The following is a 23,845-nucleotide window of genomic DNA, read 5'->3' on the forward strand; positions in this document are numbered from 1 at the left end:
ATCTGTTGATGCTAAATGTTAAAGTCCTTGTTTAAAAGCTTTAGGTTTAGGAGATTCCTATTTGTCATATTCGTATAATTGGAGTAATTTTGGATTTTAAAAAATTGACTTAAAATGAATTATCATTTTTCGGCACATCGACAAGTTCGAAAAAACTTGTTACAGATTTTGCAAAACACGCCAAAGGAAGATCTTTTGTTGATTCCAGATGGTTTTAATAACAATATATATTGGAATATTGCGCATTGTGTAGCGACCCAACAACTCTTACATTATTACTTGAGTGGCAATGCTTTCCGTATCGATAAATATTGGGTAGAACAATATAAAAAAGGCACTTTTGCTAAAATGGATGTTGATAATACCGAAATGGAAGATTTGTCTTTTCTTTTAATTGAAACATCAAAAGTTTTGATGAAAGATTATGATAACGAATTTTTCACCGACTATACACCTTATTCTACCAGTTTTGGTATTGATCTTAAAAATATTCAAGACGCCATTATTTTTAACAATATGCACGAAACTTTGCATTACGGATATATTTTGGCACAAAAAAGAGCCATACTTGGAGAAAGGCTAAGCTAGAGTTATGAAAAACTTCCTTTATGTCATCGTTATTGGATTTTTATGGATTGCAAGTCAGTCTGGGACAAGATCGATGCATGTAAAGAAAGATCCAGAACGTTTTAAGCATTATCAAGCTTTAAGCAAAAAAATTGAAAGTTTGGAAGTTATCTACCTAACATGGCCTGATAAAAACTTACCCAATTTTGTAAAGCTTAACGATTATAAAAAATATGCTTCTACCAACGAGTTGATTGAGTATTGCTTCTATATCGATTCTAAGAAAGAGCAAGGACCAGAGTTTTCTGATAAAATGCGAGATCAATTTATTAAGAAAATCCCTGTTAAATTAAAAGGGAAATTTTTCGTTACAAAACAATTTGATGATAACTTCCCAACAAAAGATTTTGAAGAATTACGCCGAATGAAAGAGCTCGGTTTTAAACTAGAAAATGACGATTACAAAGTTTTTGTCATTGATTAATATTATATTTTACTAAATGAAAGACGATTTTATATTTGGGCTGAGGCCAGTAATAGAAGCCATTGAGGCAGGCAAAACAATAGATAAAGTATTTGTACAAAATGCCTTGCAAGGTCCTATTTATGCAGAATTGAAAGGGCTTTTGTCAAAGCATAAAATTCGTCCTAACTATGTTCCTATTGAAAAACTAAATCGCTTCACAAGAAAAAATCACCAAGGTGTGGTAGCTTTCATTTCGGATGTGCCATTTCATAGTATTGAAGATGTTTTACCTCAGATTTTTGAAGAAGGTCGCGTGCCGTTCATTCTTATTTTGGACCGTTTAACAGATGTCAGAAACTTCGGAGCTATATGCCGCACTGCGGAATGTGTTGGCGTAGACGCTGTCGTTATTCCAGAAAAAGGAGCTGCACCAATTAATTCGGATGCGATAAAGACATCAGCTGGTGCCATTTACAATATTAAAATTTGTAAAGAAAAAAACTTAGCGCATACTGTTGATTATCTGCAACAAAGTGGCGTATCGGTATTTGCTTCAACAGAAAAGGCGCAGAAATTGATATACGAGGTTGACTTTACAGAGCCTTGTGCGATTGTTATGGGGAACGAAGAAACAGGAATTTCCAAAGAAGTTTTACATCATAGCGATGAAAAAATAAAACTTCCTATCGAAGGAAAAACCCAATCTCTCAATGTTTCTGTAGCTTGCGGTGCAGTGCTCTATGAAGCAATGAGACAAAAAATAACAAAAAACATTTAACATGAGTTAGAGCTTAACTCAAAAATTATTATTGATGAAAAAAATCATAGGTATAGCTTTATTTGCAGTTGCTTTAGTAGCTTGTAAAAAAGAAAATACAAAAACAGTTACCAAAGTTAATCCAGAAACAGGAAAGACCGAAACCTTAACTGTGGAAGTGCCAGAAGAAGAGAAAATAAAAGCTGCAATTGTAGATAGCGCAGGGATTTTTAAACAGAAATTTTATTTAGAAAAAGGCGTAACTTATCCATTGATAGCTTACCAAAGAGATATTCAGAATGTGTCAACACCTGATGGTAAATCTGTTTCTGGAACTTCTGAATCAACAGACGAAATGTCCGTAACGGTTAACGATTTTAAAGATAACGTTTATGACTTATCAGTTAATTTGATTGCAAAACGGAACAGTACAAGTGCCAATGGCAAAACGGTAGTATCTGACACAAAAGCAGCTGCCCCAAAAGAAGAGCAACTGAAAGGTATGTACACCATCAATAAAGCCATTACAGGTAACAAACTGACGATGAAAATGAATGTTGATGGAAAGATATTGTCCGTAACAGGTTTTGATCCAATCTATACTAAAATCGGTTCAGCTTTGGGAACTTTGGTTAAGGATGCTAAACAACGTGGTGAGATTGTTTCTAATTTTAAAAGAGGTTTTAATGAAGCAACAATCAAAGAACAGTTTGAGAAAAACCTTAAAATTTTTCCAGCAAAAGGTGTGAAAATAGGTGAGAAATGGACCGTGACAGAAGATGTTATCCCAGGTGCTGATCTTAAGCTAACTTCGAATTATGTTTTAACAAAAGTTGAAAACGGTAAAGCAGAGATTAGTGTTAATGGTAGTATCCCAACAAAGTCTGATAAGCAGTCGAAAGATGGTATCACCCATAGCATGTCATTAGGCGGTTCGCAAAATGGGAAAATCATTTTGGACAGCAATACTGGTTGGATCTTGCATGAAAATATTAGCATTAAAACCAACCAGAAGGAAACAATATCCGATGGAACAAAAAGTCAGAGTATGACACAGAATTCTACATCGTCGATTATTATGAATCCTTCTTACAAATAAGTTTTTGGCCAGGCTTGTGCTTGGTCTTTTTTTAGTAAAGTGTAATTATTTTTTTAAATTATGAAGTTTGTTATAGAATTGGTTCTGGGTACCATTATCATTTTCTTTGTTTGGAATATTTTGAAACGTTTATTTTTTAATTCGTTTTATAAAAATTTTCCACAACTCAATCCTCGCAATTATCAAAAGCAACAAGAGCAGCAATCTGCAAAAAGTGATAAAAAGCTTAAAGAAAAAGTCAAATGGGATGCAGAAACCGTTGATTTTGAAGAAGTAAAAGAAGAAAAGAAATAAAAAACGACCAATCTCAAATTAATATATGAAGAATAAGAATTTGATTTTTGCGGCGATTAGTCTCGTTATATTTGTGCTAATTGCTGTCTTGTACGCCAACCCTATAATATCAGGCAAAGAAATGATTCAGCCTGATATTGTGCATTATAAAGGTGGTGCCAAAGAACTTTTGGACTACAGAGCCGAGCATGGCAAAGAAACCTACTGGAGCGATGCGATGTTTGGCGGCATGCCAACATACCAAACTGGTGTGCAGTTTCGAGGTGATATCATCAAAAAACTGGATGATGTTTTCATGTTTTTGCCCAAGCCTGCCAATTATATTTTCTTATTGTTTGCAGGATTTTTCTTTCTAGGAATTGTAGCAACACGCAATTGGAAATATGCTTTACTCGGCGCAACTTTCTTCGGATTATCTACTTATTTTTACATTATCATAGCAGCTGGGCACAATGGCAAAGTCCATACGATAGCTTATTTTGCACCATTGTTGGCAGGGATTTTATTAGTCTATGTCAGAAAAAAATACATTCTTGGCTTTATAGTAACAACCATTTTTATGGCGTTGCAGGTTAGTTCAAACCATCCACAGATGACTTATTATCTGTTTTTAGCTTTAGGATTTTTATTCTTGTCAGAATTGGTTCGTGCTTACAAAAAGAAAATCACTTGGAAGCATTTCGGGATCTCATCGGGTATTTTGGCTTTAGCTTTTGCGCTAGGAGTTGGGATGAATGCACAACGTATTATGGCAAATGCCGAATATGTGAAAGAAACGGTAAGAGGAAAGCAAATCCTCGATTCGGATAGACATACTTCTGGCAAATCTGGGATGGATCGCGCGAGTATCACGGCGTGGAGTTACGGAAAATTAGAAACGCTCAACCTCTTCATCCCAAGATTAATGGGCGGTGCTAGTCAGGAGCCAGGCTCAGACAAGATGATGGCTTACATCCAAGAATGGGCACAGTCCAACATTACTAGCCAAACGCAGTATGACCAGTTTATGAAAGGTTTTGTAAGTCCATCTTATTGGGGAGAACAGCCAGGAACATCTGGGCCAGCTTACCAAGGCGCCGTAGTGTGCTTTTTAGCTTTGTTAGGATTCTTTTTCGCTTGGAAGAAATATCGCTATTGGATTTTGGGAGCCACCATCTTAACGATTCTTTTGGCGTGGGGAAGCAATTTTGCATTCTTAACGGATTTGTTTATTGATTTTGTACCAATGTATAATAAGTTCCGTGCGCCATCTTCTATTTTGGTGGTTGTGGAATTATTATTCCCTTTCATAGCAATTATTGGATTGTATCGTTTTTTCACAGACGAAAAACAGGAGAACGATTACAAACAAAAAGTCTTATTATATACCACGGGGAGTGTTGTTGGGATTACATTACTGCTGATGTTGGCAGGGAAAGCTATTTTAGGCTTCCATACCGATAACGAAAAGATCTATTTGCAACCAGATTTGTTAAACTATCTAGTCGATGAACGTTTCAAAATGTTCCAGACGGATGCCTTCAAAGCCATTATTTTTGTATTGATAACGGCAGGAGCAATGTTTTTAAGTTTCAAGAAAAAATTATCAGTAAATATTGCGTTAGTAATTATTGGTTTGGTTAGCTTCTTCGACCTTTGGACGGTTAACAAACGTTACCTTAATGATGACAATTTTGTAGATAAAACATTTGCTCAAAATCCTTATCAAACCGAAAATTCGGAATACCTAATGGATAAAGCAGGCGATAACCAATACATCCAAGGCCTTTTGCAACAAGATAAAGTGAACAAAGTTTTGGAAACCATTGCTGAGAAAGACCAATCGCACTACCGAATTTTCAATTCTACTTTAGGAACATTTAGCGAAACCAATACATCTTATTTCAAATCTTCTGTAGGTGGTTATCATGCGGTGAAACTAAGACGCTATGATGACTTAATTAATGCTTATTTTTACCAAACAGATAGCATCAGAACGCCTCGTATTCTCAATATGCTGAATGCAAAATACTTTGTCGGCGGGGATATGCAGCAACCCATTAGCTATCCAAATCCAGAGGCCAACGGCAACGCATGGTTTGTATCTCAAGTGAAAGTTGCTAACTCGCCTAACGAAGAACTAAAATCTATCGGCGAATTGGATACCAAAAAGATTGCAATTGTAGGCAAAGAAGATCAAGATTATCTTAATGGAAAAACATTGCAAGCGGATTCTACAGCTTTTATTCAGTTGAAAAGTTACCAAGCCAATGCTATAGAATTTGAAGCCGAAACCCAAACACCACAGTTGGCAGTCTTTTCAGAAATCTATTATCCGCACGGTTGGAAAGTGTCTATCGACGGTACAGAAGTGCCTTACATCAAAGCCAACTATCTTTTGCGCGCGGTGCATGTACCAGCTGGGAAACACAACATCAGTATGAAGTTCGAGCCCGAAGTTATCGAGACTGGTAAAATATATTCTTACGCCAGTGTTGGCATATTTGCTATCCTCAGTTTGTTGTCGTTAGCGTGGTATTACAAAAACAAAAAATCGAAAGCCGTCGATGCTTAATCGATTCTGAAATATAATTAAAGCTGTTTCCTCGGAGGCAGCTTTTTTATTTGGGCGCCATTTCCGGCTGTCACTAGTCGCTGCGCCGCGCCTAGGCTATTGCCTGCGCCTGCGGCGCGAGCTCCAACAGGCCGTTCCATCCGGGGCGCACCAGCTTTGCACTTAGAAAACCAGTCAACAATTTTATACCTCAAAAAAATACCAAGCTTGCTTTTTTTAAAGCCTACGTATGGGCAAGTTTGCTTTTGGATAAAGTAGATGACAGAATTCATTTAATGCAAGCTTTTAAGATGGTTAATTTTAGCAGCATCAGATTTAGCAAATCCTTAGTTTAGAAAAGTATTTTAAACGAGAATATGTTTTGATTTAAGAACAAAAAAAAGGTTTAGCCAAATGACTAAACCTTTCTTATTTTATGTTCAAGCTATAATTATCTCGCGATATTAACAGCTCTGGTTTCTCTGATAACAGTTACTCTTACTTGTCCTGGATACGTCAGTTCATTTTGGATTTTTTCTGAGATATCGTAAGACAATTGGTGTGCAACTTCGTCATTCACTTTTGCACTTTCTACCATAACACGTAGTTCTCTACCAGCTTGGATAGCATACGCACTAGATACACCATCAAAACTTAAAGCTGCTGCTTCTAGATCTTTCAATCTTTGGATGTATGATTCCAACACTTGACGTCTAGCCCCTGGACGCGCTCCAGAAATAGCATCGGCAACTTGGATAATTGGTGATAATAGCGAGGTCATTTCAATCTCATCGTGGTGTGCCCCGATAGCGTTGATAACTTCTGCATTCTCGCCATACTTCTCCGCCCATTGCATACCTAAAAGTGCATGTGGAAGTTCTGACTCTTGCTCTGGCACTTTTCCGATATCGTGCAATAAACCAGCTCTTTTCGCAAGTTTAACATTAAGACCAAGCTCTGCCGCCATAGTTGCTGCGATGTTGGCGACCTCACGAGAGTGTTGTAACAAATTTTGTCCATAAGAAGAACGGAACTTCATACGTCCAACGATTTTTACCAATTCTGGGTGAAGACCGTGGATACCTAGATCGATGATGGTTCTTTTACCAACTTCGATAATTTCTTCTTCGATTTGTTTTTGCGTTTTTTGTACCACTTCTTCGATACGGGCAGGATGGATTCTACCATCGGTAACCAGCCTGTGTAGTGATAATCTTGCAACTTCTCTCCTTACTGGGTCGAAGCAAGATAATAGAATGGCTTCTGGAGTGTCGTCTACAATAATCTCTACACCTGTAGCGGCTTCTAAAGCGCGGATGTTACGACCTTCGCGACCGATGATTCTACCTTTTATCTCATCCGATTCAATATTAAATACAGACACTGAATTTTCAATGGCTTGCTCTGTCCCGATTCTTTGAATGGTTTGGATGACAATTTTTTTGGCTTCTGTTTTGGCATTAAGCTGTGCTTCTTCCATAATGTTTTGGACGTAGGCTTGTGCTCTTGTTTTTGCCTCAGCGCGCATAGATTCTACCAACTCTTCTTTTGCTTCTTCTGCGGAATAGTTAGATATTTTTTCTAACATTTCTACTTTTTGAGCAGTGGCAGCATCTAGTTCTTGTTGTTTTCTGTCAACTAATTCTTGTTTTTTTGCGTAGTCGTTAAGTTGCTTTTCCAAGTCTTTCTCTTGGCGTGCCACTTTGCTAAGTTCTTCGTTTAGTTTGTGCTCTTTATCCTTGGTTCTTTTCTCGGTCTCTTGCATTTTTTTCTCACGAGATTGAATGTTAGAGTCGTGTTCAGCTTTTAGTTCCAAGAACTTTTCTTTGGCTTGAAGTTGTTTTTCTTTTTTAATAGTTTCAGCTTGTGTGGTAGCCTTTTCTATGATAGTTTCGGCACTTTTTTTGGCGTCTTCAAGGATGAATTTTCCTTTAGAATTTAGTGAGCTTTTAGAATACATAATTCCAATAACTGCACCGATCACCAAAGCAACTATACCGATAATAAGCGTGATTGCGGTCATAATATATATAGAGTTTATTTAAAAATTTTAAAACAAAAAAACCTACAACAATCCAAGTATTAAGAGTAAACTCCTAATCAACACGATTTGAACTGTTTTTCATTGTCTGTAATCTGCGACGAGGCAGCGCGCCATCTAATGAACTTTCGTTCGGCAATTGTTTAGCGTTGAGTTTACCTGCTGTGTTAGAATTATTGTAGGCAGCTTGTATATTTGGAAGTTTTCTAGTCTTCCAATTCTTCTAATAACTTATTAATTTTTGTTAATCGGTCATTAGTATTTGTTAAATTCTTTTCATTATTGGTTAAGTGAACTTCGGCATTTGTCCCCAACTTTAGCGCACACATTGCAAGGGCGTCTTGCTTGTCGCGTATGTCGAAGTTAGCCTCGAATTCCTTAATCATCGTTTCAATTTGTTTCCCAACCTTACGTAGGGTTTCTTCTTCGGCAGCGGGTACATTAAGAGGATACACTCTTCCAGCAATATTTATCGTAATTCTTCTGATATCCATGCTTATAATCCGCTATTTCTTAATTCGGCGATACAGAAATCGACCTCTTTTATCAATTTGTTGAGGTGGGTTTTCATCAATTTGTTATGTTCTGCATTGCCGCTTATGGCTGAATAAAGTTTTAAATCTTTTTGTTGTTCTGCTAAAACTCGATTTTTTTTCTTCTCTTCATCAAATTCATTCTGCAAGTGCTCATAATCTTTAGAAAGCTCTGCATATTTGTCCATAAGACTTATATGGGTCTTGTGCAATTTAAGAATCTTTTTTTCTAATTGCACGAAATTATTTTCTAATTCTGATAGCATCGAGTTTGATAAATTCTAACTATTACAAAAATATAAAAAAAGCTTAATAAAAAGAAAGAATTTTAGTATTTATTTAATGTTTTAAATAAAGTCGTTCAAATGGTTGTAAACGAATTGTTTAGGATTTGAATTAGGGGTGTAAAATAACAACTTCCGTCAATTGACGGAAGTTTTGTATTAAAATGGATATCCAAAAGCAAAGTTAAGCGTTGGTCGCAAAAGCTTGTTTTTATGGATTACCCAACGATCGCCTTCTGGCTGGTTAGGATCATAAACTTTGTAAGCCAAATCCAAACGGAATTTGATATATGCCACATTTAATCTAAGACCAAATCCGCTACCAACACCCATTTGTTTAATAAATTTACTGAACTTGAATTGATCGCCGTAACCATTGTCTTTTAGCCCCCAAATGTTACCTGCATCGGTAAAAATAGCAGCTTCAAACATATTATCAATAGGAAGTCGGTATTCGATACTCGTCGTTAATTTTACATTGTCCATCGCGTAAGATCTAACACGCTCATCAAGCTGAGAATCGGCAGGGCCCAATCCTCCAAATGCTACCCAAGCGCGAATATCGTTCGATCCTCCATTAAAATACGAGCGGATAAAAGGCATGTTGCTGGAGTTGCCGTAAGGAATTCCAATTCCAACGAATTGACGAATAGCCAAAGTATGTGGTCGAGCTTTTTCTTGGAAAAATGTAAAATATTTTCTAAAATCAAAATCAAACTTCACAAATTGAGAATAAGGAATTTTGAAAATCGTTTTTGTATTGTCTTGGATAATGCCGTCTTCTTTTGAGTTTTTTGAAACCAATCCTAAGAAATTCCCAGCAATCTCAAATTTGCCACTGAAATAGAAAGGGTTTTTATATTCTTTTTGCCCGATTTCGTTATACGTAAAATTATAAATCAAAGACGAAATAACAACGTCCTGCGTCTGGCGGTCTTTGTTGGTTAAGGATTGTCTAAAAGAGTTGAACGTGCCTGTCTGTTGTTGATCCAATCCAGCTTGGAAAGCGTTATCGCGTACAATAATTCGAGAAACATTATCCATTGTAAGCTGCCCATTGCTGAACTGTGCTTGCACTTCGGGATGTTGTAAAAAATACAAATCAAATATTTGTTTACGAATCTCGTCATCAGCCAAGAATAATTGATAATAATTGTCTTTATTCTGTGTAAAACTGAATTGTGTATTAAACAATGTCAACTTGTGCGACACAATATCATTGACATTGGCCAAATAACTAAGGCCGGTGTTGAAACTAATACGTCCCAAACCAATATTGTTTTGCACGGCTGCACCTAAAAATAAACTTGACGTTGGAGAATAACGTTTTGGAATGACCTTCCAATAACGTTTGAAAGGAACCCAAAGTCTTGGAATTTGTAAAGCGGCTTGCGCTGACAATTCGTAAGCGTTAAAAAATGCATTTTCCTTTTCGGGGTCTTTTGTTGTTCCTACAATTCCCGAAAAACTAAGGTTTAGGTTTTCTGCACCTTTAAAAATGTTTCGGGAAGTGAGTTCCAACGATGGTGAAAATCCAAAGTTTAGAATTTCTGAATAATGTAAGTCCATCCCGACTTTGAAGTCATATTTAGGCAGTGGTTTTAGAATATATTTAACATCGATAAGACTATCAACTTCATTAGCTTGACCTTCATTACGAAGTTGATCTACAGCTTGCAAAACTGTGAAGTTGTTCATAGCCATAAGGTTACGTTTTGTAACATCAAAGTTGCGCTGTTCGTAGGCGTCACCGGGTTTGTAAATAATTGGTAACCAGAGCGATTGTAATTTGTATTGCGCAGTGTCTTTTCTGTAAATATGAATGCCTCTGAGACTGTCTTTTTTTATAGTTTTTTCTTCATATTCTTTAATATTATCTACAACGGCAATGTCAATATTTCCGATTTTTGGTTTGATAAAAGGACCGTCCAAAGAATCTCGATGAATATCCATGGTTACAGGAACTTGTTTTCGACTGTTTAGGGTGTCGGCGGTAAAGTATATTTGTTCACCAGATCCATTGAATTTGTAATAACCATTGTCACGCATCAATTGTGTAATACGTCTAACTTCGTCTTCCAGAACAGTTTGGTCAAGGATATTGTCTTTTTTTATTAAACTTTTTTTGATGTCGCGCTCATAGATTTGTCTTACGCCAGCATCAGAAATACTGTAATAATAATCTTTGATAAAAGTGGGGTCACGATGAAGGATGTTGTATTTGACTTGTGCTTTTTTAGCTGCAGAATCTCTTTTGGCTTCATAGGTTACTTCGGAATCCCAATAGCCTTTATAGACTAAGAAATTATTAATTTTTTCTATGCTGGTTTTGGTTTTCGCATCGCTGTAGATAACAGGCTTTTCTCCCACGGTGTGCCAAAAACGATTCCAAAAGAGATTGCGTCCTTTGTATTCTGGATGCCCATATTTAACAAAAAGAGAATCACGAAGGTTTTGGTTTCTCATTTCGTTAGGGTAGGTCATGTATTCTGTTAAGATACTATCGTATTTTGGGTTTGCATTATTGTATGCGAGAAGTCCAAATGGGAGTAAGAAGAATGTTTTTTTATTCGGTTTCTGGGCAGCGTAACTTGGGATTTTATCACTCAGGATTTTACCATCCAGATAACTGAACTCGTTCTTTGTCAAAAGATATTCGCCATCCGGAACTTTCTTTGTTGTACTACATGCATACAGTAATAACAACATCAGACTTGCTGATAAATAAAATATATAATACTTTTGGGAATATTTTCGAAAATGCTTACCTCTCATAAAATAAAAATAATACAATCTCTTGACAAAAAGAAATTTAGACAAAAATACAATTTGTTTTTGGTTGAGAGTAACAAGATTATTAAAGAACTTGCGAATTCTCGTGTTAAAGTTTTAGAAATTTACTCTACAAATCCTGAAGAACTGAAAAATGTTTTTGAAAATCTAAGTATTTTTGAAATTAATGAAAATGAACTTCGGAAGATTAGTTTTCTTCAAAATCCAAAAGATTCGGTGGCGCTTTGTCAGTTAGAACCCTGCCAAATTGATGATTCTAAAAGCATCCAGATTGTATTAGATGGTATTCAGGATCCAGGAAATTTGGGAACTATTATTCGGTTAGCAGATTGGTTTGGTATCGAGCAAATTGTTTGTAGTCAAGATACAGTGGACTTTTTTAATCCGAAAGTGTTGATGTCAACAATGGGTTCTTTTGTTAGGGTTAATGTTTGTTACACCGATTTGGAAAGTTATCTTAAAACCTATAATTATCCAATTATTGGGACAGATATGGACGGCGAAAATATTTATAAAAAAGACTTTCCTTCGAAGTTTAGTCTGGTAATGGGTAACGAAGGAAACGGTATGCGCCCGAAGGTTGAAAGACTTTTAACCGATATTGTGAGTATCCCGAGATTCGGAAAGCAACAATCGACGGAAAGCCTCAATGTATCGATGGCGACGGGAATTATTTTAGGCGAAATATTTTCGAATCGTTCTTAATTGTTGATTCAAATTTTAAATTAAATTAGTTTTTCCAAACTCGAAGCAGTTTTGCTACGTTGGTAATCTTCTAGTTTTTCTCGGACAAATTTTAAAGCAATTGGTGCGACATAGACCAATGCAAGACCAATTATTTTTTTGTTCCAATTAGAATTATTAAGATTTTTTCGGGCGTAGTTACCTACCAAAGTTACTGCGCCCAGACGAACGGCAGTTTCTAGAAGTCCAGAATCTACAGTGTTGTTGGCAAGTCCCACAAGATTTTTTGGAGAGGTTGTCTCGCGAATACCTTGCGACACTTCGCGCAAAATATTTTTGGTGTTAAGGCTTAATGTTTGATGTCCTTCTTCGTCTTGGGTTTCTTTAAGATATTTGTCTGTTATGCCGTTGGTTAATACACTCAAACTTTCTTTTTTGTTTTTAAAAGTGAGTAGATTTTCCATGTTTTGAATATCATCTCTTAGAAGTTGTTTTTTTCTTCTTAATTCATCCAGATTATTGTATTGATGTGACATAATTAACGATTTAAAAAGTTAAGAACATTGTTAGCTACAGATTTTATAATTTTTTTTCGCATACTTATTACGATAATCATAATCAATAGATAAAATCCTGCAACCAGTAAAAAACCATAAGAGTAATTATCTAGTGCTTGACCTATTAAAAATGCAATTCCAAAATTAAATAAGATGATGAAAAATGCAAAGACAATAACCATAGCTGCGATAAAAGCAATAATCCCCGAAGATAAAGACGATTTTTCTATTAATTCTAAACGAGCGAGGTCGATTCTTTTGTTGATGTATTCTTTTAAAAGGTCTATCATAGCTGATATTTTAGTAAAGTTACAAAAAATTACAAAAAAAAGGAACTTAGTGGACTAAGTTCCTTGGTAATTCAGTCTAGATTGGGATTATTTCAATCCGTCTAGTTCTGTTTCTACGTCTTTAACAACATCTGTAGCTTTAGAAACCATTTGATCCTTATATTTATCATAACCTTCTTTAACAGAAGTAGCTACATTGTTAGCTGTGTCTTTCACTTGAGAGGATATGGTGTTGTATTTATCCTTCACTTGATCAGAAACTTGGTGATATTGTTCTTTAACTTTTTCTGATGTTTTGTGATATTGTTCGTTAGCTTGATCTTTAATATCTCCAGCTTTTTTCTTAATTTTTTTTCTGGTTTCTTTTCCTTCTTCAGGAGCATATAGCAATCCTAAAACTACGCCAACTGCTGCACCGGCTAATAAGCCTGCTAAAATTCCTGCTGAATTATTTTTTTTAGACATAATGTGTGATTTTTGATTAATGTTTAACTTGATTTATTATGGTTTTGATATTTGCAACAAATGTACCAAAGAAATTTAAGAATTTATAAACTTTGTTAAATTAGGTTTATTTAATATAGGAAATAATTAATTCGATGGTTTGTTCTTTTGTTAAGTCAGAATTGTCTATAAGAATAGCATCTTCCGCTTGTTTCAAAGGAGCTACATCTCTTTCGGAATCAATTTTATCACGATCGATGAGATTTTTTTTGACTTCTTCTATAGAGATATTTTCTCCAAAGCCTAATAATTCCAGGTGTCTCCTTTTGGCACGTTCATCTGGCGAAGCTGTCAAAAAGAATTTGTAATCGGCGTTGGGTAAGACAATAGTTCCGATATCTCGACCATCCATAATAACCCCACCTGTTTTTGCGATATTGCGTTGGGTGTCCAACAAAAAAGCGCGTACTTCTGGAAGTTTTGCCACTTGACTGACATTTTCCGAAACAATAGGTTGACGGATTTCTTTATCAATATTATTGCCGTTCAAAATTAATTGAAGCTCATCGTCTTTTTTTTCAAAAACCAAATTTATTCTTGGAAGGCTAAGGATAAGCTGTTGTAGGTCCAAATTGTCATTGTTGTCCAAACAATGCATCAATCCATAATATGTAATTCCACGATAAAGTGCGCCTGTATCCATGTGGATAAGACCAAGTCGTTTGGCAATGACTTTAGAAATAGAACTTTTTCCCGTCGAAGAATAGCCATCTATGGCAATTACCCAATTTTTTGTCATTTCAGAAATTCTGATGACAAATTTAAAAATTTAAAAACCGAAACTACTATTGCAGAATAAAGAATTTTTAAATAATCTTTTTTAACGACGGTTGCCACTCATCTCAATAAGGTCGAGGCTTAGTCCGAACATGTTGACATTGGAAGCGTTATGATAGCGTGCATGAGAATAATCGAATTTGAAATAAGAAATCTTTATCCCAAATCCTGCAGAAATCCCCGAAAAGTTACGCTGGTCAAGAATAGCCATTTCGTTGCCGCGTTTTACATTGTAACCAAATCTAAGATTGAAAGCTTGTTGCGGAAATAGCTCGACACCAAATGATACGTGGTCCAGAACTTTTCTTCCAAAGTTAATAGGTTGACCATTGATATTTGTGTCTTGAGAAATATTGAATTTTTGTAAATCGTGTAACGTTAAGGTAATGGCTGCTGGAAATTGTTCCAAAATTTTGGTGTAGCCCAAGTCAATTCGGAAGGGTAGATTTTCGCGAACACCATTGAAGGGTTTGAACTGATAACCAAAATTACGAGCGACTAATGACAACGTTTCGTTTGTTCTTTCGTTATGGAAAGTCACACCGATATTTGCAGAAATTGCGCTGGAAGAATAAGTGTCAATTTTGGAAGTTACAAAATTAACATTGGCACCTATTGTCCAATCTTCTTCGAACTGATAAGCATAACCTGCTCCGATAGAGGCATCCATGGCAGAAAATTCTCCAAGAATATTGGCACTTTCGTCAGTACGAGGCATTTTTCCATAATCCATATATCGTGCATTAATGGAAATTAAATGTCCAAATTCCAAATCTTTGACATAATTAATTGTTCCTATCTTGGAATCCGCAAGGTAAGATGCATAGTTGACAGAAAGCATATTGTCCATTTCCAAATTCATGAGTGATGGATTAATGGCTGACATGGAAACATCGTAATCTCTTATAGAAATCGCATCGCCACCCAAAGCAGATTGCCGCGCAGAAATCGGAATGTTAAGGAAAGGATAAACATTGGTCCCGTCTTGTGAAAAAACCAAAGCGCTACAAACCGCGAAAAATAAAATAGAAATTTTCTTCAAAGTCACTTCTCTTATTTGCAAAAATAGACGTTTTTAAAATTTAACAAAATATTTCGGTGTTAAACTTATTTCTTCATAACGTAATTCTTCTGCTTTCCTTATATTTGCAGCAGCTAAATTTTTTACTAAAATGAAATATAAGAGAATCCTCTTGAAATTAAGCGGTGAAGCTTTAATGGGAAATCTACAATACGGAATCGATAATGATAGATTGAAGGAATATGCACACGAAATTAAAAAAGTTGTTGATAAAGGTTGTGAAGTTGCCATCGTTATTGGAGGAGGAAATATCTTTAGAGGTTTAGCAGGTGCTGCAAAAGGTATGGATCGCGTACAAGGTGATTATATGGGAATGTTAGCAACGGTGATCAACGGGATGGCATTGCAAGGCGCTTTGGAAGATGTTGGGGTTATGACAAGATTACAATCTGCAATTGAGATGGACAAAGTAGCAGAACCATTTATCAAAAGAAGAGCAGTTCGCCATTTGGAAAAAGGAAGAGTGGTTATTTTTGGCGCAGGCACAGGTAATCCGTATTTCACAACAGATACTGCAGCCACACTTCGCGCTATTGAAATTGATGCCGATGTTATTCTTAAAGGAACTCGCGTTGATGGTATCTATGACAGCGACCCAGAGAAAAATGTAGATGCTGTTAAATTTAATAGCTTGTCATTTGAAGATGTTTTTGAGAAAAACTTAAAAGTAATGGATATGACAGCTTTCACGTTGAGCCACGAAAACAAATTGCCGATTATCGTTTTTGATATGAATAAAGAAGGTAATCTAGAACGCCTTATCGACGGAGAATCTATCGGAACGTTGGTGAATGTGTAATTTCTTAATGATAACGGATTGACAAACATCATCTGTTATCTGTATCAATTATTGAAAATGTGTTAATTATCAAATTTTAAATATACAATGGAAGAATTAGAACTCATCGTAGCATCGGTAAAGCAAGAGATGGATGCTGCAATCAAGCATTTGGATCATGCTTTTCAGAAAATTAGAGCAGGTAGAGCTTCAACATCTATGGTGCAAGACGTTATGGTAGAGTATTATGGCTCTATGACGCCTATCAATCAGGTTGCTAATGTTTCAGTTCCAGATGCCATGACTATTTCTATTCAACCTTGGGATAGATCAGCAATCAACGCTATCGAAAAGGCAATTATCAATTCTAATTTAGGCTTTGCACCATCTAATAATGGGGATGTTATCATTCTTAATGTTCCACCATTAACAGAAGAACGCCGTAAGGAATTGGCTAAACAAGCAAAGGGAGAAACAGAACAAAGTAAAGTGGTTGTTAGAAACGCCCGTCAAGAAGGCATGAAAGATCTTAAAAAATTGGATGGCGTGTCAGAAGACCTTGTGAAAGCTGTGGAAAAAGATATTCAAGATCTTACGGATCAGTATGTTAAGAAGGCGGATGATGCTCTTAAAATAAAAGAAGCAGAGATTTTAAAAGTATAATAAAAAAAGATTTAGAAATTTTCTAAATCTTTTTTTTTATAACAAATGTCATGTTTTTTTAGGATTTTTTCAAGAAGAATATAAAGTTTTACATATATCATATATTCTTAATTTTATTTATGAATTTAAGATAAATTCATAAATTCTAATTTCATAGTCGTACTACGAAATTTTTATTGTTTTTTAAATATAAATATTATATTTGCTAGAATTTAATTTCCTTTTAGTAATGAGAGATAAATTCCTTACCTGGGGACTTGTTTTAGTCCTTTTCACGACTGTTGTCGCTGTGCTTATTAAAGCCCATTATTGGATTCCAATAACCTTAGCAGTTTTGTATGCAATAGGAATACATAATGTAATGCAAACCAAACATGCTATTTTAAGAAATTTTCCTGTATTAGGAGGTTTTCGTTATTTATTGGAAAGTATATCTCCCGAAATTCAGCAATACTTTATTGAGAGAGAGACGGATGGTAAGCCTTTTCCAAGACATCAACGTTCGGCTGCGTATCGTCGTGCAAAAAACATTAGCGATACTGTGGCCTTCGGGACTCAGTTAGAAATTAATAATAGAAAATACGAAGGAATCAAGCATTCAATATATGCTAAAACGCCTTCGCATGAATTACCCAGAACTACAATTGGAGGTCCAGATTGTTTACAACCTTACAGCTCATCTTTATTTAATATTTCCGCCATGTCTTTTGGAGCCTTGTCAGATAGAGCACATATCTCATTAAACAGAGGAGCTAAGAAAGGTCAATTTTATCACAATACGGGTGAAGGTGGTATTTCTCCTTATCATATGGAAGGTGGCGATCTATGTTGGCAAATTGGTACAGGTTATTTTGGATGCCGTGATGATGAAGGCAATTTTAATCCAGAATTGTTTAAAAAATATGCGACACTACCAAATGTGAAGATGATTGAGATTAAATTATCTCAAGGGGCAAAACCAGGACATGGTGGCGTACTTCCAGGTGTTAAGAATACACCTGAAATTGCAGCAATTCGTCATGTAAAGCCAGGGATTACAGTATTGTCGCCTCCAGGGCATAGTTCTTTCTCTACTGCAGCAGGTCTGTTACAGTTTGTAAAACAGCTTAGAGATTTATCTGGAGGAAAGCCAGTTGGTTTCAAACTTTGTGTAGGGGATACTAAAGAATTTGAAGAAATCTGTGCACAGATGAATGTTTTGAAAATTTATCCAGATTTTATCACAGTTGATGGAGCAGAGGGGGGAACAGGTGCAGCACCGCCAGAATTTTCGGACGGTGTAGGTATGCCTTTAGAACCTGCGTTGATCTTTATTAATTCAACACTTAAAAATTTTAATGTTCGTGACAAAGTAAAAATTATTGCTTCAGGAAAAGTCTTAACAGCACTGGATATTCTAAGAGCTGTTGCTATGGGAGCGGATGTGTGTAATAATGCCAGAGGATTTATGTTTGCATTAGGATGTATCCAAGCATTGCAATGTAATTCTAACACATGTCCAACTGGGGTTGCGACACAAAATAAAATGCTAATCAAAGGATTGGATGTTACAGATAAAGCGGAACGTGTTTATCATTTCCATAAAAACACCTTACATACTTGTAATGAATTAATTGCGGCGGCAGGTAGAAGCTCTTATGAGCAGGTTGACGCATCAATGTTTATGCGAGGTGACGAGTTTGAACATTTAGCAGATACTTATTTTCCAGATATTTTAGGAAATGTAAGAAAAAGTTAATTATTTAATAATCATATAGATTTGAAGACCTGAATTTTTTTAAATTCAGGTTTTTTTTGTTTATTTTTGTACATCTAAAAAAAGTAAAAAGAAAGAATGAATTCCTACAAAAATCCTCTTGAAGAACGCTATTCAAGTGAAGAAATGCTCTATAATTTTTCTCCAAATAATAAATTCAGAACGTGGAGACAGCTTTGGATTGCTCTAGCGGAGATTGAAAAAGATTTAGGTCTTGAAATTACCGATGAGCAAATCAACCAACTAAAAGAGCACGCAGAAAACATCGATTTTGATTTGGCTGCAGCTTACGAGAAAAAATTCCGTCATGATGTGATGGCCCACGTTCATACTTACGGTGATGTGGCTCCTCTTGCAAAAGGAATTATCCATTTAGGAGCAACCTCTGCTTTTGTGGGCGATAATACAGATCTTATTCAGATTCGTGATGGTTTGTTGATTATCAGAAAACAATTGGTGAATGTTATCAAAAAATTATCTGATTTTGCCATCAAATACAAAGATATGCCAACACTTGGTTTCACGCATTTTCAGCCAGCTCAGTTAACAACAGTTGGGAAAAGAGCAACTTTGTGGCTTCAATCTTTAATTTTGGATTTTGAAGAATTAGAATTTTTCTTAGAAACCTTGAGATTCCGTGGTGTGAAAGGAACTACAGGTACTGCAGCGAGTTTCTTGGAGCTTTTCAATGGCGATTATTCCAAAGTAAAACATTTAGATAAAGAATTGTCGAGAAGATTTGGTTTCGAAAAAGTTTTCGGCGTTTCTGGACAAACTTATGATAGAAAAATTGATGCAAAAGTAACGGCTTTATTGTCGAATATCGCTCAGTCTGCACATAAATTTACCAACGATTTGCGTTTGCTTCAAAACTTAAAAGAAATTGAAGAACCATTCGAGAAAAACCAAATTGGTTCATCAGCAATGGCGTACAAAAGAAATCCGATGCGTTCAGAAAGAATCGGAGCTTTGGCGAAATACGTAATGTCATTGTCTTCAAGTTCTGCAATGGTGGCTTCAACACAATGGTTTGAAAGAACTTTGGACGATTCTGCCAACAAACGTTTAACAATTCCTCAATCTTTCCTAGCGATTGACGCTATTTTATTGATTTGGAATAACATTATGGATGGTTTAGTGGTGTACGAAAACCGCATCCACAAGCATATTATGGAGGAACTTCCTTTCATGGCGACAGAATATATCATCATGGAAGAAGTAAAAGCTGGTGGCGACCGTCAGGAAATTCACGAAATTATCCGCGTTCACTCTATGGAAGCTTCCAAAAAAGTAAAAATGGAAGGTAAAGAAAATGATTTGATCGAAAGATTAATGAACGACACTTCCCTGAAAATGGACAAATCCAAGATTGCTGAAGTTATGGATCCGAAAAACTTTATTGGTTTTGCACCGATACAAACCGAGGAATTCATCCAAAACGAAGCGAAACCGATTACCGATAAGTATTCGCAGCTAATTGGACTAGAAGCAGATTTAAAAGTATAAATGTGATGCAGTCTTGTCGGCTGCATTTTTGTTTTAATTTGAAATTTTATTATTTGAAATTTGAAATTGATTTTTCACATTTTTGAAATCTCAAATCTCAAATTTCAAATCTCAAATCTTTATAATGAATAAAAGAATTTTTGTAGAAAAGAAAGGCTTGTTTGATGTGGAAAGTCCCAAGATTTTTTCGGAAATCCTGAATGTAACTTCCCAAGTTGAAGAAGTAAAAGTGTATAATATTTACGATATCTTCGGATTGGAAGATGCCGATTTTCAAAAGGTTGCCAATTCTACTTTTGTGGATCCCGTAACCGATATTTTGCATGAGGAAAATCCAGCGAAAAATACTTTTTTTGCCACTGAATTTCTTCCTGGTCAGTACGACCAAAGAGCAGATTCTGCGGAGCAATGTATCGCACTTTTAACGCAAAACGGAAACGCAACCGTTAGAAGTGGAAAACTTATTGAAATTAAGGGAGTTTCTGATGCTGATTTGGTGAAAATCAAGGATTTATTGATTAATAAAGTAGAATCTAAAGAAAAAGATCTTTCCAAATTGGAAATTCCATCCGAGAATAATCCTCAACCAGTTGTAGTTTACGAAGGTTTTAAAGATTTTTCAAAAGACGAACTGAAAGCTTTCTACGAAAATCATGGTTTTGCCTTTGGTTTAGACGATTTGGAGTTTATTCAATCTCATTTTAAATCTGAAAACAGAAATCCAACCGAAACGGAACTTAAAGTTTTAGATACCTATTGGAGCGACCATTGTCGTCACACGACTTTCGAAACAGAATTGACGGAAATTGAATTCAAAGGTCAGTTTAAACAAACTTTGGAAACTATTTTCAATGATTATTTAGAAAAAAGAAAATTTTTAGGTCGTGAAGCAAAGCCAATTTCCATGATGGATTTGGGAACGATTGCGGCTAAATATTTCAGAAAAACAGGAAACCTAGAAAACCTAGTCGTTTCTGATGAAATCAACGCTTGTACGATAGAAATCGAAGTGGAATATGATGGTAAAAAAGAACCTTGGTATTTGCTTTTCAAGAATGAGACTCACAATCACCCAACAGAAATTGAGCCTTTTGGTGGAGCTTCAACCTGTCTTGGTGGTGCCATTCGCGATCCTTTGTCGGGAAGAGCGTTTGTGTATCAAGCGATGCGATTAACGGGAGCGGGAAATGTTTTAGAGCCTATTTCTGATACTATTTCTGGGAAACTTCCTCAAAGAACCATTACGAAACAAGCAGCCAACGGTTATTCTTCTTATGGAAATCAAATCGGTTTGGCGACCACTTTGGTGAACGAAATTTACCATGAAGGCTACAAAGCAAAACGTATGGAAGTTGGTTTTGTGGTGGGAGCGGTTCCAAAAACTTGGGTTAGACGTGAGAAGCCAGAAAATGGAGACATCGTGATTCTTTTGGGTGGAGCAACGGGTCGTGATGGTGTTGGTGGGGCAACAGGAAGTTCTAAAGAGCAAGATGAAACCTCTATTCATACACTTTCTACGGAAGTTCAGAAAGGAAATGCTGTTGAGGAAAGAAAAATTCAGCGTTTATTCAGAAATCCTGAAGTAACAACTTTAATTAAAAAATCCAACGATTTTGGTGCGGGTGGCGTTTCTGTTGCGATTGGTGAAATTGCTGATTCTTTGGAAATTAACCTTGATGTTTTGCCTTTGAAATATGAAGGTTTGAACGGAACTGAATTGGCTATTTCTGAATCTCAGGAAAGAATGGCGGTGGTTATTGAAGCTAAAGATGAAGCGAAATTCATTGAGTTCTGCGAGAAAGAAAACATCAAAGCTGTTGTGGTTGCAAAAGTGACTGATTCTGGAAGAATGCAAATGTTCTGGAAAGGTGACAAAATTGTGGATTTAAGCCGTGATTTCTTGGACACCAATGGTTGTGCGAAAATCCAAACGGTAGAAATTTCTCATTTAGAAGAAGTTAGAAACGAAAAAATAGAATTTACAGAAGAAAATTTTGTAAAAATTTTAAAAGATAAAAACAACGCCTCCCAAAAAGGTTTGCTGGAAATGTTCGATGCTTCTGTGGGTGGAACAACCGTTGCAATGCCTCTTGGCGGAAAATATCAATTGACAGAAATGGAAGGAAGTGTACAAACGCTTCCAATTCTTCACGCCGAAAATATCGAAACGGTTTCTTTGGCGAGTTGGGGATTCGATGCGGATATATCTTCTCAAAACTCCATGATTGGCGCTGCAAATGCCGTGGTGGAAAGTGTTTCCAAAATTGTGGCGATGGGTGGCGATTACAAGAAAATCCGTTTGAGCTTCCAAGAATATTTCGAAAAACTGGGAAATCAGCCTGAAAAATGGGGTAAACCAATGGCTTCGTTGTTAGGAGCTTATAATGCTCAAATGAATCTTGGTTTGGCAGCAATTGGTGGAAAAGACTCTATGAGTGGGACTTTCCAAAATATTAATGTCCCTCCAACCTTAATTTCTTTTGCTTGTGCAAATGGGGTGAAACGTCACATTATTTCTCCAGAATTCAAACTTTCGGGAAATCATTTGTATCATTTTTACAATCAAGCTAACGAAGATGGACTTCCGAATTATGATGTATTGAAAGACGTTTACGAATTTATCCATGATGGAATTGTAAAAGGAAACATCATTTCTGCAAAAACCATCAAAGAAGGTGGAGTAGCGGTTGCTTTGGCAAAAATGTCTTTTGGAAACGGTCTTGGTGCGAATGTAAATCTTGACGAAATTCAAATTTTAGAGAAAAATATCGGAGGATTAATCATTGAATCGGTTAACGAATTATCTCATCCATCACTTACAAAAATCGGAAATGTAACTGATAACGGAAATTTAACCATCAACAATCTCGAATCTAGAATCTCGACTCTCGAATCTGTATTTACAGGAACTTTTGAAGGACTTTTCCCAACTTCCGAAAAGGAAAAAATTGTAGTGAATATTGATGAAAGCTTGAATTCAATACATCCAAGAAACATCATCATCAAAAAACATGGCATTGCAAAACCGAAAGTTTTTGCTCCCGTTTTTCCAGGAACGAACTGCGAATACGAAACGCAAAATGCTTTCAGAAAAGAAGGTGCCGAAGTTTCGAGCTTGCCATTAATCAATCTTGATTTCAATAAATTGAATGAAAGTATCGATGCTTGGGTGAAAGAAATTGAACAATCTCAAATTTTAGTGTTCTCAGGAGGCTTCTCAGCAGGTGACGAGCCGGATGGTTCCGCAAAATTCATCGTCAACGTTCTTAAAAACGAAAAAATGAAAGACGCTGTTCATGCGTTGTTGCAACGTGACGGAATGATTTTAGGGATCTGCAACGGTTTCCAAGCTTTGGTAAAATCTGGATTATTGCCTTATGGTGAAATCCGTGATTTGGATGCCAATTCTCCAACATTAGCGCACAACGCCATCGGAAGACATATTTCGCAAATGGTGAATGTGAGAGTAACGAATGAAGATTCGCCTTGGTTAAAAGGAATGAAAGATTTGACCTATACAATTCCAATTTCGCATGGTGAAGGTCGTTTTATGGCTTCGGAAGAGGTGTTGACAGAACTTTATAAAAACGGACAAATCGCAACTCAGTATGTAGATTTCGACGGAAATATCGCGCACGGAATGCCGTTTAATCCTAATAACTCATTATTTGGAATTGAGGGTGTGACGAGTTTAGATGGTAAAATTTTTGGTAGAATGGGACATCCAGAGCGTTTTGCTGAAGGTTTGATGAAAAATATTCCATCTGCGAATTATCACAACATTTTCAAAAATGGTGTGGCGTATTTTAAATAAATTGTCTTAATAGAAGAAACTAATAAATATAGGAATTGTAGGCCGTCTACAATTCCTATATTTGCATT

21 protein-coding genes are annotated in these 23,845 nt (G+C 36.1%); 12 read left to right on the forward strand and 9 right to left on the reverse strand.

From position 1 onward, the window contains the following. Window positions 1-114 precede the first annotated feature (114 nt). Genes G6R40_RS14060 through G6R40_RS14085 form a run of 6 tightly spaced genes read left to right on the forward strand, consistent with a single transcriptional unit; the run spans window position 115 to window position 5,737 of the window. Window positions 115-588 (forward strand): DinB family protein, encoded by a 474-nt coding sequence (locus tag G6R40_RS14060; protein WP_165136907.1) that lies wholly within the window; start codon window positions 115-117, stop codon window positions 586-588. Between the two features lie 4 nt (window positions 589-592). After that, window positions 593-1,051, forward strand: a complete 459-nt coding sequence (locus tag G6R40_RS14065) for a hypothetical protein (protein WP_165136910.1) — start codon at window positions 593-595, stop codon at window positions 1,049-1,051. Between the two features lie 16 nt (window positions 1,052-1,067). Beyond that, window positions 1,068-1,811, forward strand: coding sequence for a 23S rRNA (guanosine(2251)-2'-O)-methyltransferase RlmB (rlmB, locus tag G6R40_RS14070; RefSeq protein ID WP_165136914.1), 744 nt, complete (start codon window positions 1,068-1,070; stop codon window positions 1,809-1,811). A 34-nt stretch (window positions 1,812-1,845) separates the two neighbouring features. After that, entirely contained in the window at window positions 1,846-2,889 is a 1,044-nt protein-coding gene (locus tag G6R40_RS14075; protein WP_228455869.1) for a DUF6263 family protein, read from the forward strand. 60 nt (window positions 2,890-2,949) lie between these two features. Further along, window positions 2,950-3,183 (forward strand): hypothetical protein, encoded by a 234-nt coding sequence (locus G6R40_RS14080; RefSeq protein ID WP_165136919.1) that lies wholly within the window; start codon window positions 2,950-2,952, stop codon window positions 3,181-3,183. Between the two features lie 25 nt (window positions 3,184-3,208). Further along, window positions 3,209-5,737, forward strand: a complete 2,529-nt coding sequence (locus tag G6R40_RS14085; RefSeq protein WP_165136922.1) for a YfhO family protein — start codon at window positions 3,209-3,211, stop codon at window positions 5,735-5,737. Between the two features lie 430 nt (window positions 5,738-6,167). Here G6R40_RS14085 and rny read toward each other — a convergent pair whose 3' ends face one another. From rny to G6R40_RS14105, 4 genes are all read right to left on the reverse strand, one after another. Then, window positions 6,168-7,739, reverse strand: coding sequence for a ribonuclease Y (gene rny, locus G6R40_RS14090; RefSeq protein ID WP_165136925.1), 1,572 nt, complete (start codon window positions 7,737-7,739; stop codon window positions 6,168-6,170). A 224-nt stretch (window positions 7,740-7,963) separates the two neighbouring features. Continuing rightward, the gene (locus tag G6R40_RS14095) at window positions 7,964-8,251 is read right to left on the reverse strand and encodes a cell division protein ZapA (RefSeq protein WP_165136928.1); all 288 of its coding nucleotides are present in this window, start codon (window positions 8,249-8,251) and stop codon (window positions 7,964-7,966) included. 2 nt (window positions 8,252-8,253) lie between these two features. Continuing rightward, a complete protein-coding gene (locus G6R40_RS14100; RefSeq protein WP_228455870.1) occupies window positions 8,254-8,502 on the reverse strand; it encodes a hypothetical protein in 249 nt (82 codons plus the stop codon). Between the two features lie 231 nt (window positions 8,503-8,733). Continuing rightward, on the reverse strand, window positions 8,734-11,349 hold the full coding sequence (locus G6R40_RS14105) for a BamA/TamA family outer membrane protein (protein ID WP_165136934.1): 2,616 nt from the start codon (window positions 11,347-11,349) through the stop codon (window positions 8,734-8,736). Between G6R40_RS14105 and G6R40_RS14110 the strand changes: the two genes are divergently transcribed. Further along, the gene (locus G6R40_RS14110; protein WP_165136937.1) at window positions 11,335-12,072 is read left to right on the forward strand and encodes an RNA methyltransferase; all 738 of its coding nucleotides are present in this window, start codon (window positions 11,335-11,337) and stop codon (window positions 12,070-12,072) included. The two genes, G6R40_RS14105 and G6R40_RS14110, sit on opposite strands and share 15 nt — an antisense overlap. Before the next feature lie 20 nt (window positions 12,073-12,092). On the opposite strand, the gene G6R40_RS14115 is transcribed toward G6R40_RS14110, so the two are convergent. The 5 genes from G6R40_RS14115 to porQ form a co-directional block, all read right to left on the reverse strand. Further along, a complete protein-coding gene (locus tag G6R40_RS14115) occupies window positions 12,093-12,587 on the reverse strand; it encodes a phosphoribosyl-ATP pyrophosphatase (RefSeq protein ID WP_165136940.1) in 495 nt (164 codons plus the stop codon). 2 nt (window positions 12,588-12,589) lie between these two features. After that, complete coding sequence (locus G6R40_RS14120; protein ID WP_165136943.1) at window positions 12,590-12,898, reverse strand: phage holin family protein; 309 nt, start codon at window positions 12,896-12,898, stop codon at window positions 12,590-12,592. Window positions 12,899-12,985: 87 nt separating this feature from the next. Beyond that, a complete protein-coding gene (locus tag G6R40_RS14125) occupies window positions 12,986-13,363 on the reverse strand; it encodes a YtxH domain-containing protein (RefSeq protein ID WP_165136946.1) in 378 nt (125 codons plus the stop codon). A 106-nt stretch (window positions 13,364-13,469) separates the two neighbouring features. After that, window positions 13,470-14,141 carry a (d)CMP kinase gene (cmk, locus tag G6R40_RS14130; RefSeq protein WP_165136949.1) on the reverse strand — a complete coding sequence of 224 codons (672 nt, stop codon included), beginning with the start codon at window positions 14,139-14,141 and terminating at the stop codon, window positions 13,470-13,472. Window positions 14,142-14,222: 81 nt separating this feature from the next. Beyond that, window positions 14,223-15,242: a type IX secretion system protein PorQ gene (porQ, locus tag G6R40_RS14135; protein ID WP_228455871.1), complete on the reverse strand. Its 1,020-nt coding sequence runs from the start codon at window positions 15,240-15,242 to the stop codon at window positions 14,223-14,225. A 109-nt stretch (window positions 15,243-15,351) separates the two neighbouring features. Between porQ and pyrH the strand changes: the two genes are divergently transcribed. From pyrH to G6R40_RS14160, 5 genes are all read left to right on the forward strand, one after another. Next, window positions 15,352-16,059: a UMP kinase gene (pyrH, locus tag G6R40_RS14140; protein ID WP_165136952.1), complete on the forward strand. Its 708-nt coding sequence runs from the start codon at window positions 15,352-15,354 to the stop codon at window positions 16,057-16,059. An 87-nt stretch (window positions 16,060-16,146) separates the two neighbouring features. Continuing rightward, window positions 16,147-16,701, forward strand: coding sequence for a ribosome recycling factor (gene frr / locus G6R40_RS14145; RefSeq protein ID WP_165136955.1), 555 nt, complete (start codon window positions 16,147-16,149; stop codon window positions 16,699-16,701). 229 nt (window positions 16,702-16,930) lie between these two features. Beyond that, a complete protein-coding gene (locus tag G6R40_RS14150) occupies window positions 16,931-18,439 on the forward strand; it encodes an FMN-binding glutamate synthase family protein (protein WP_165136958.1) in 1,509 nt (502 codons plus the stop codon). A gap of 96 nt (window positions 18,440-18,535) precedes the next feature. Beyond that, complete coding sequence (gene purB / locus G6R40_RS14155; RefSeq protein WP_165136961.1) at window positions 18,536-19,963, forward strand: adenylosuccinate lyase; 1,428 nt, start codon at window positions 18,536-18,538, stop codon at window positions 19,961-19,963. Window positions 19,964-20,087: 124 nt separating this feature from the next. Then, window positions 20,088-23,777 carry a phosphoribosylformylglycinamidine synthase gene (locus G6R40_RS14160; RefSeq protein ID WP_165136964.1) on the forward strand — a complete coding sequence of 1,230 codons (3,690 nt, stop codon included), beginning with the start codon at window positions 20,088-20,090 and terminating at the stop codon, window positions 23,775-23,777. The last annotated feature ends 68 nt before the right edge of the window (window positions 23,778-23,845 follow it).

The sequence above is a fragment of the Chryseobacterium sp. POL2 genome (assembly GCF_011058315.1).
Lineage (GTDB): Bacteria > Bacteroidota > Bacteroidia > Flavobacteriales > Weeksellaceae > Soonwooa.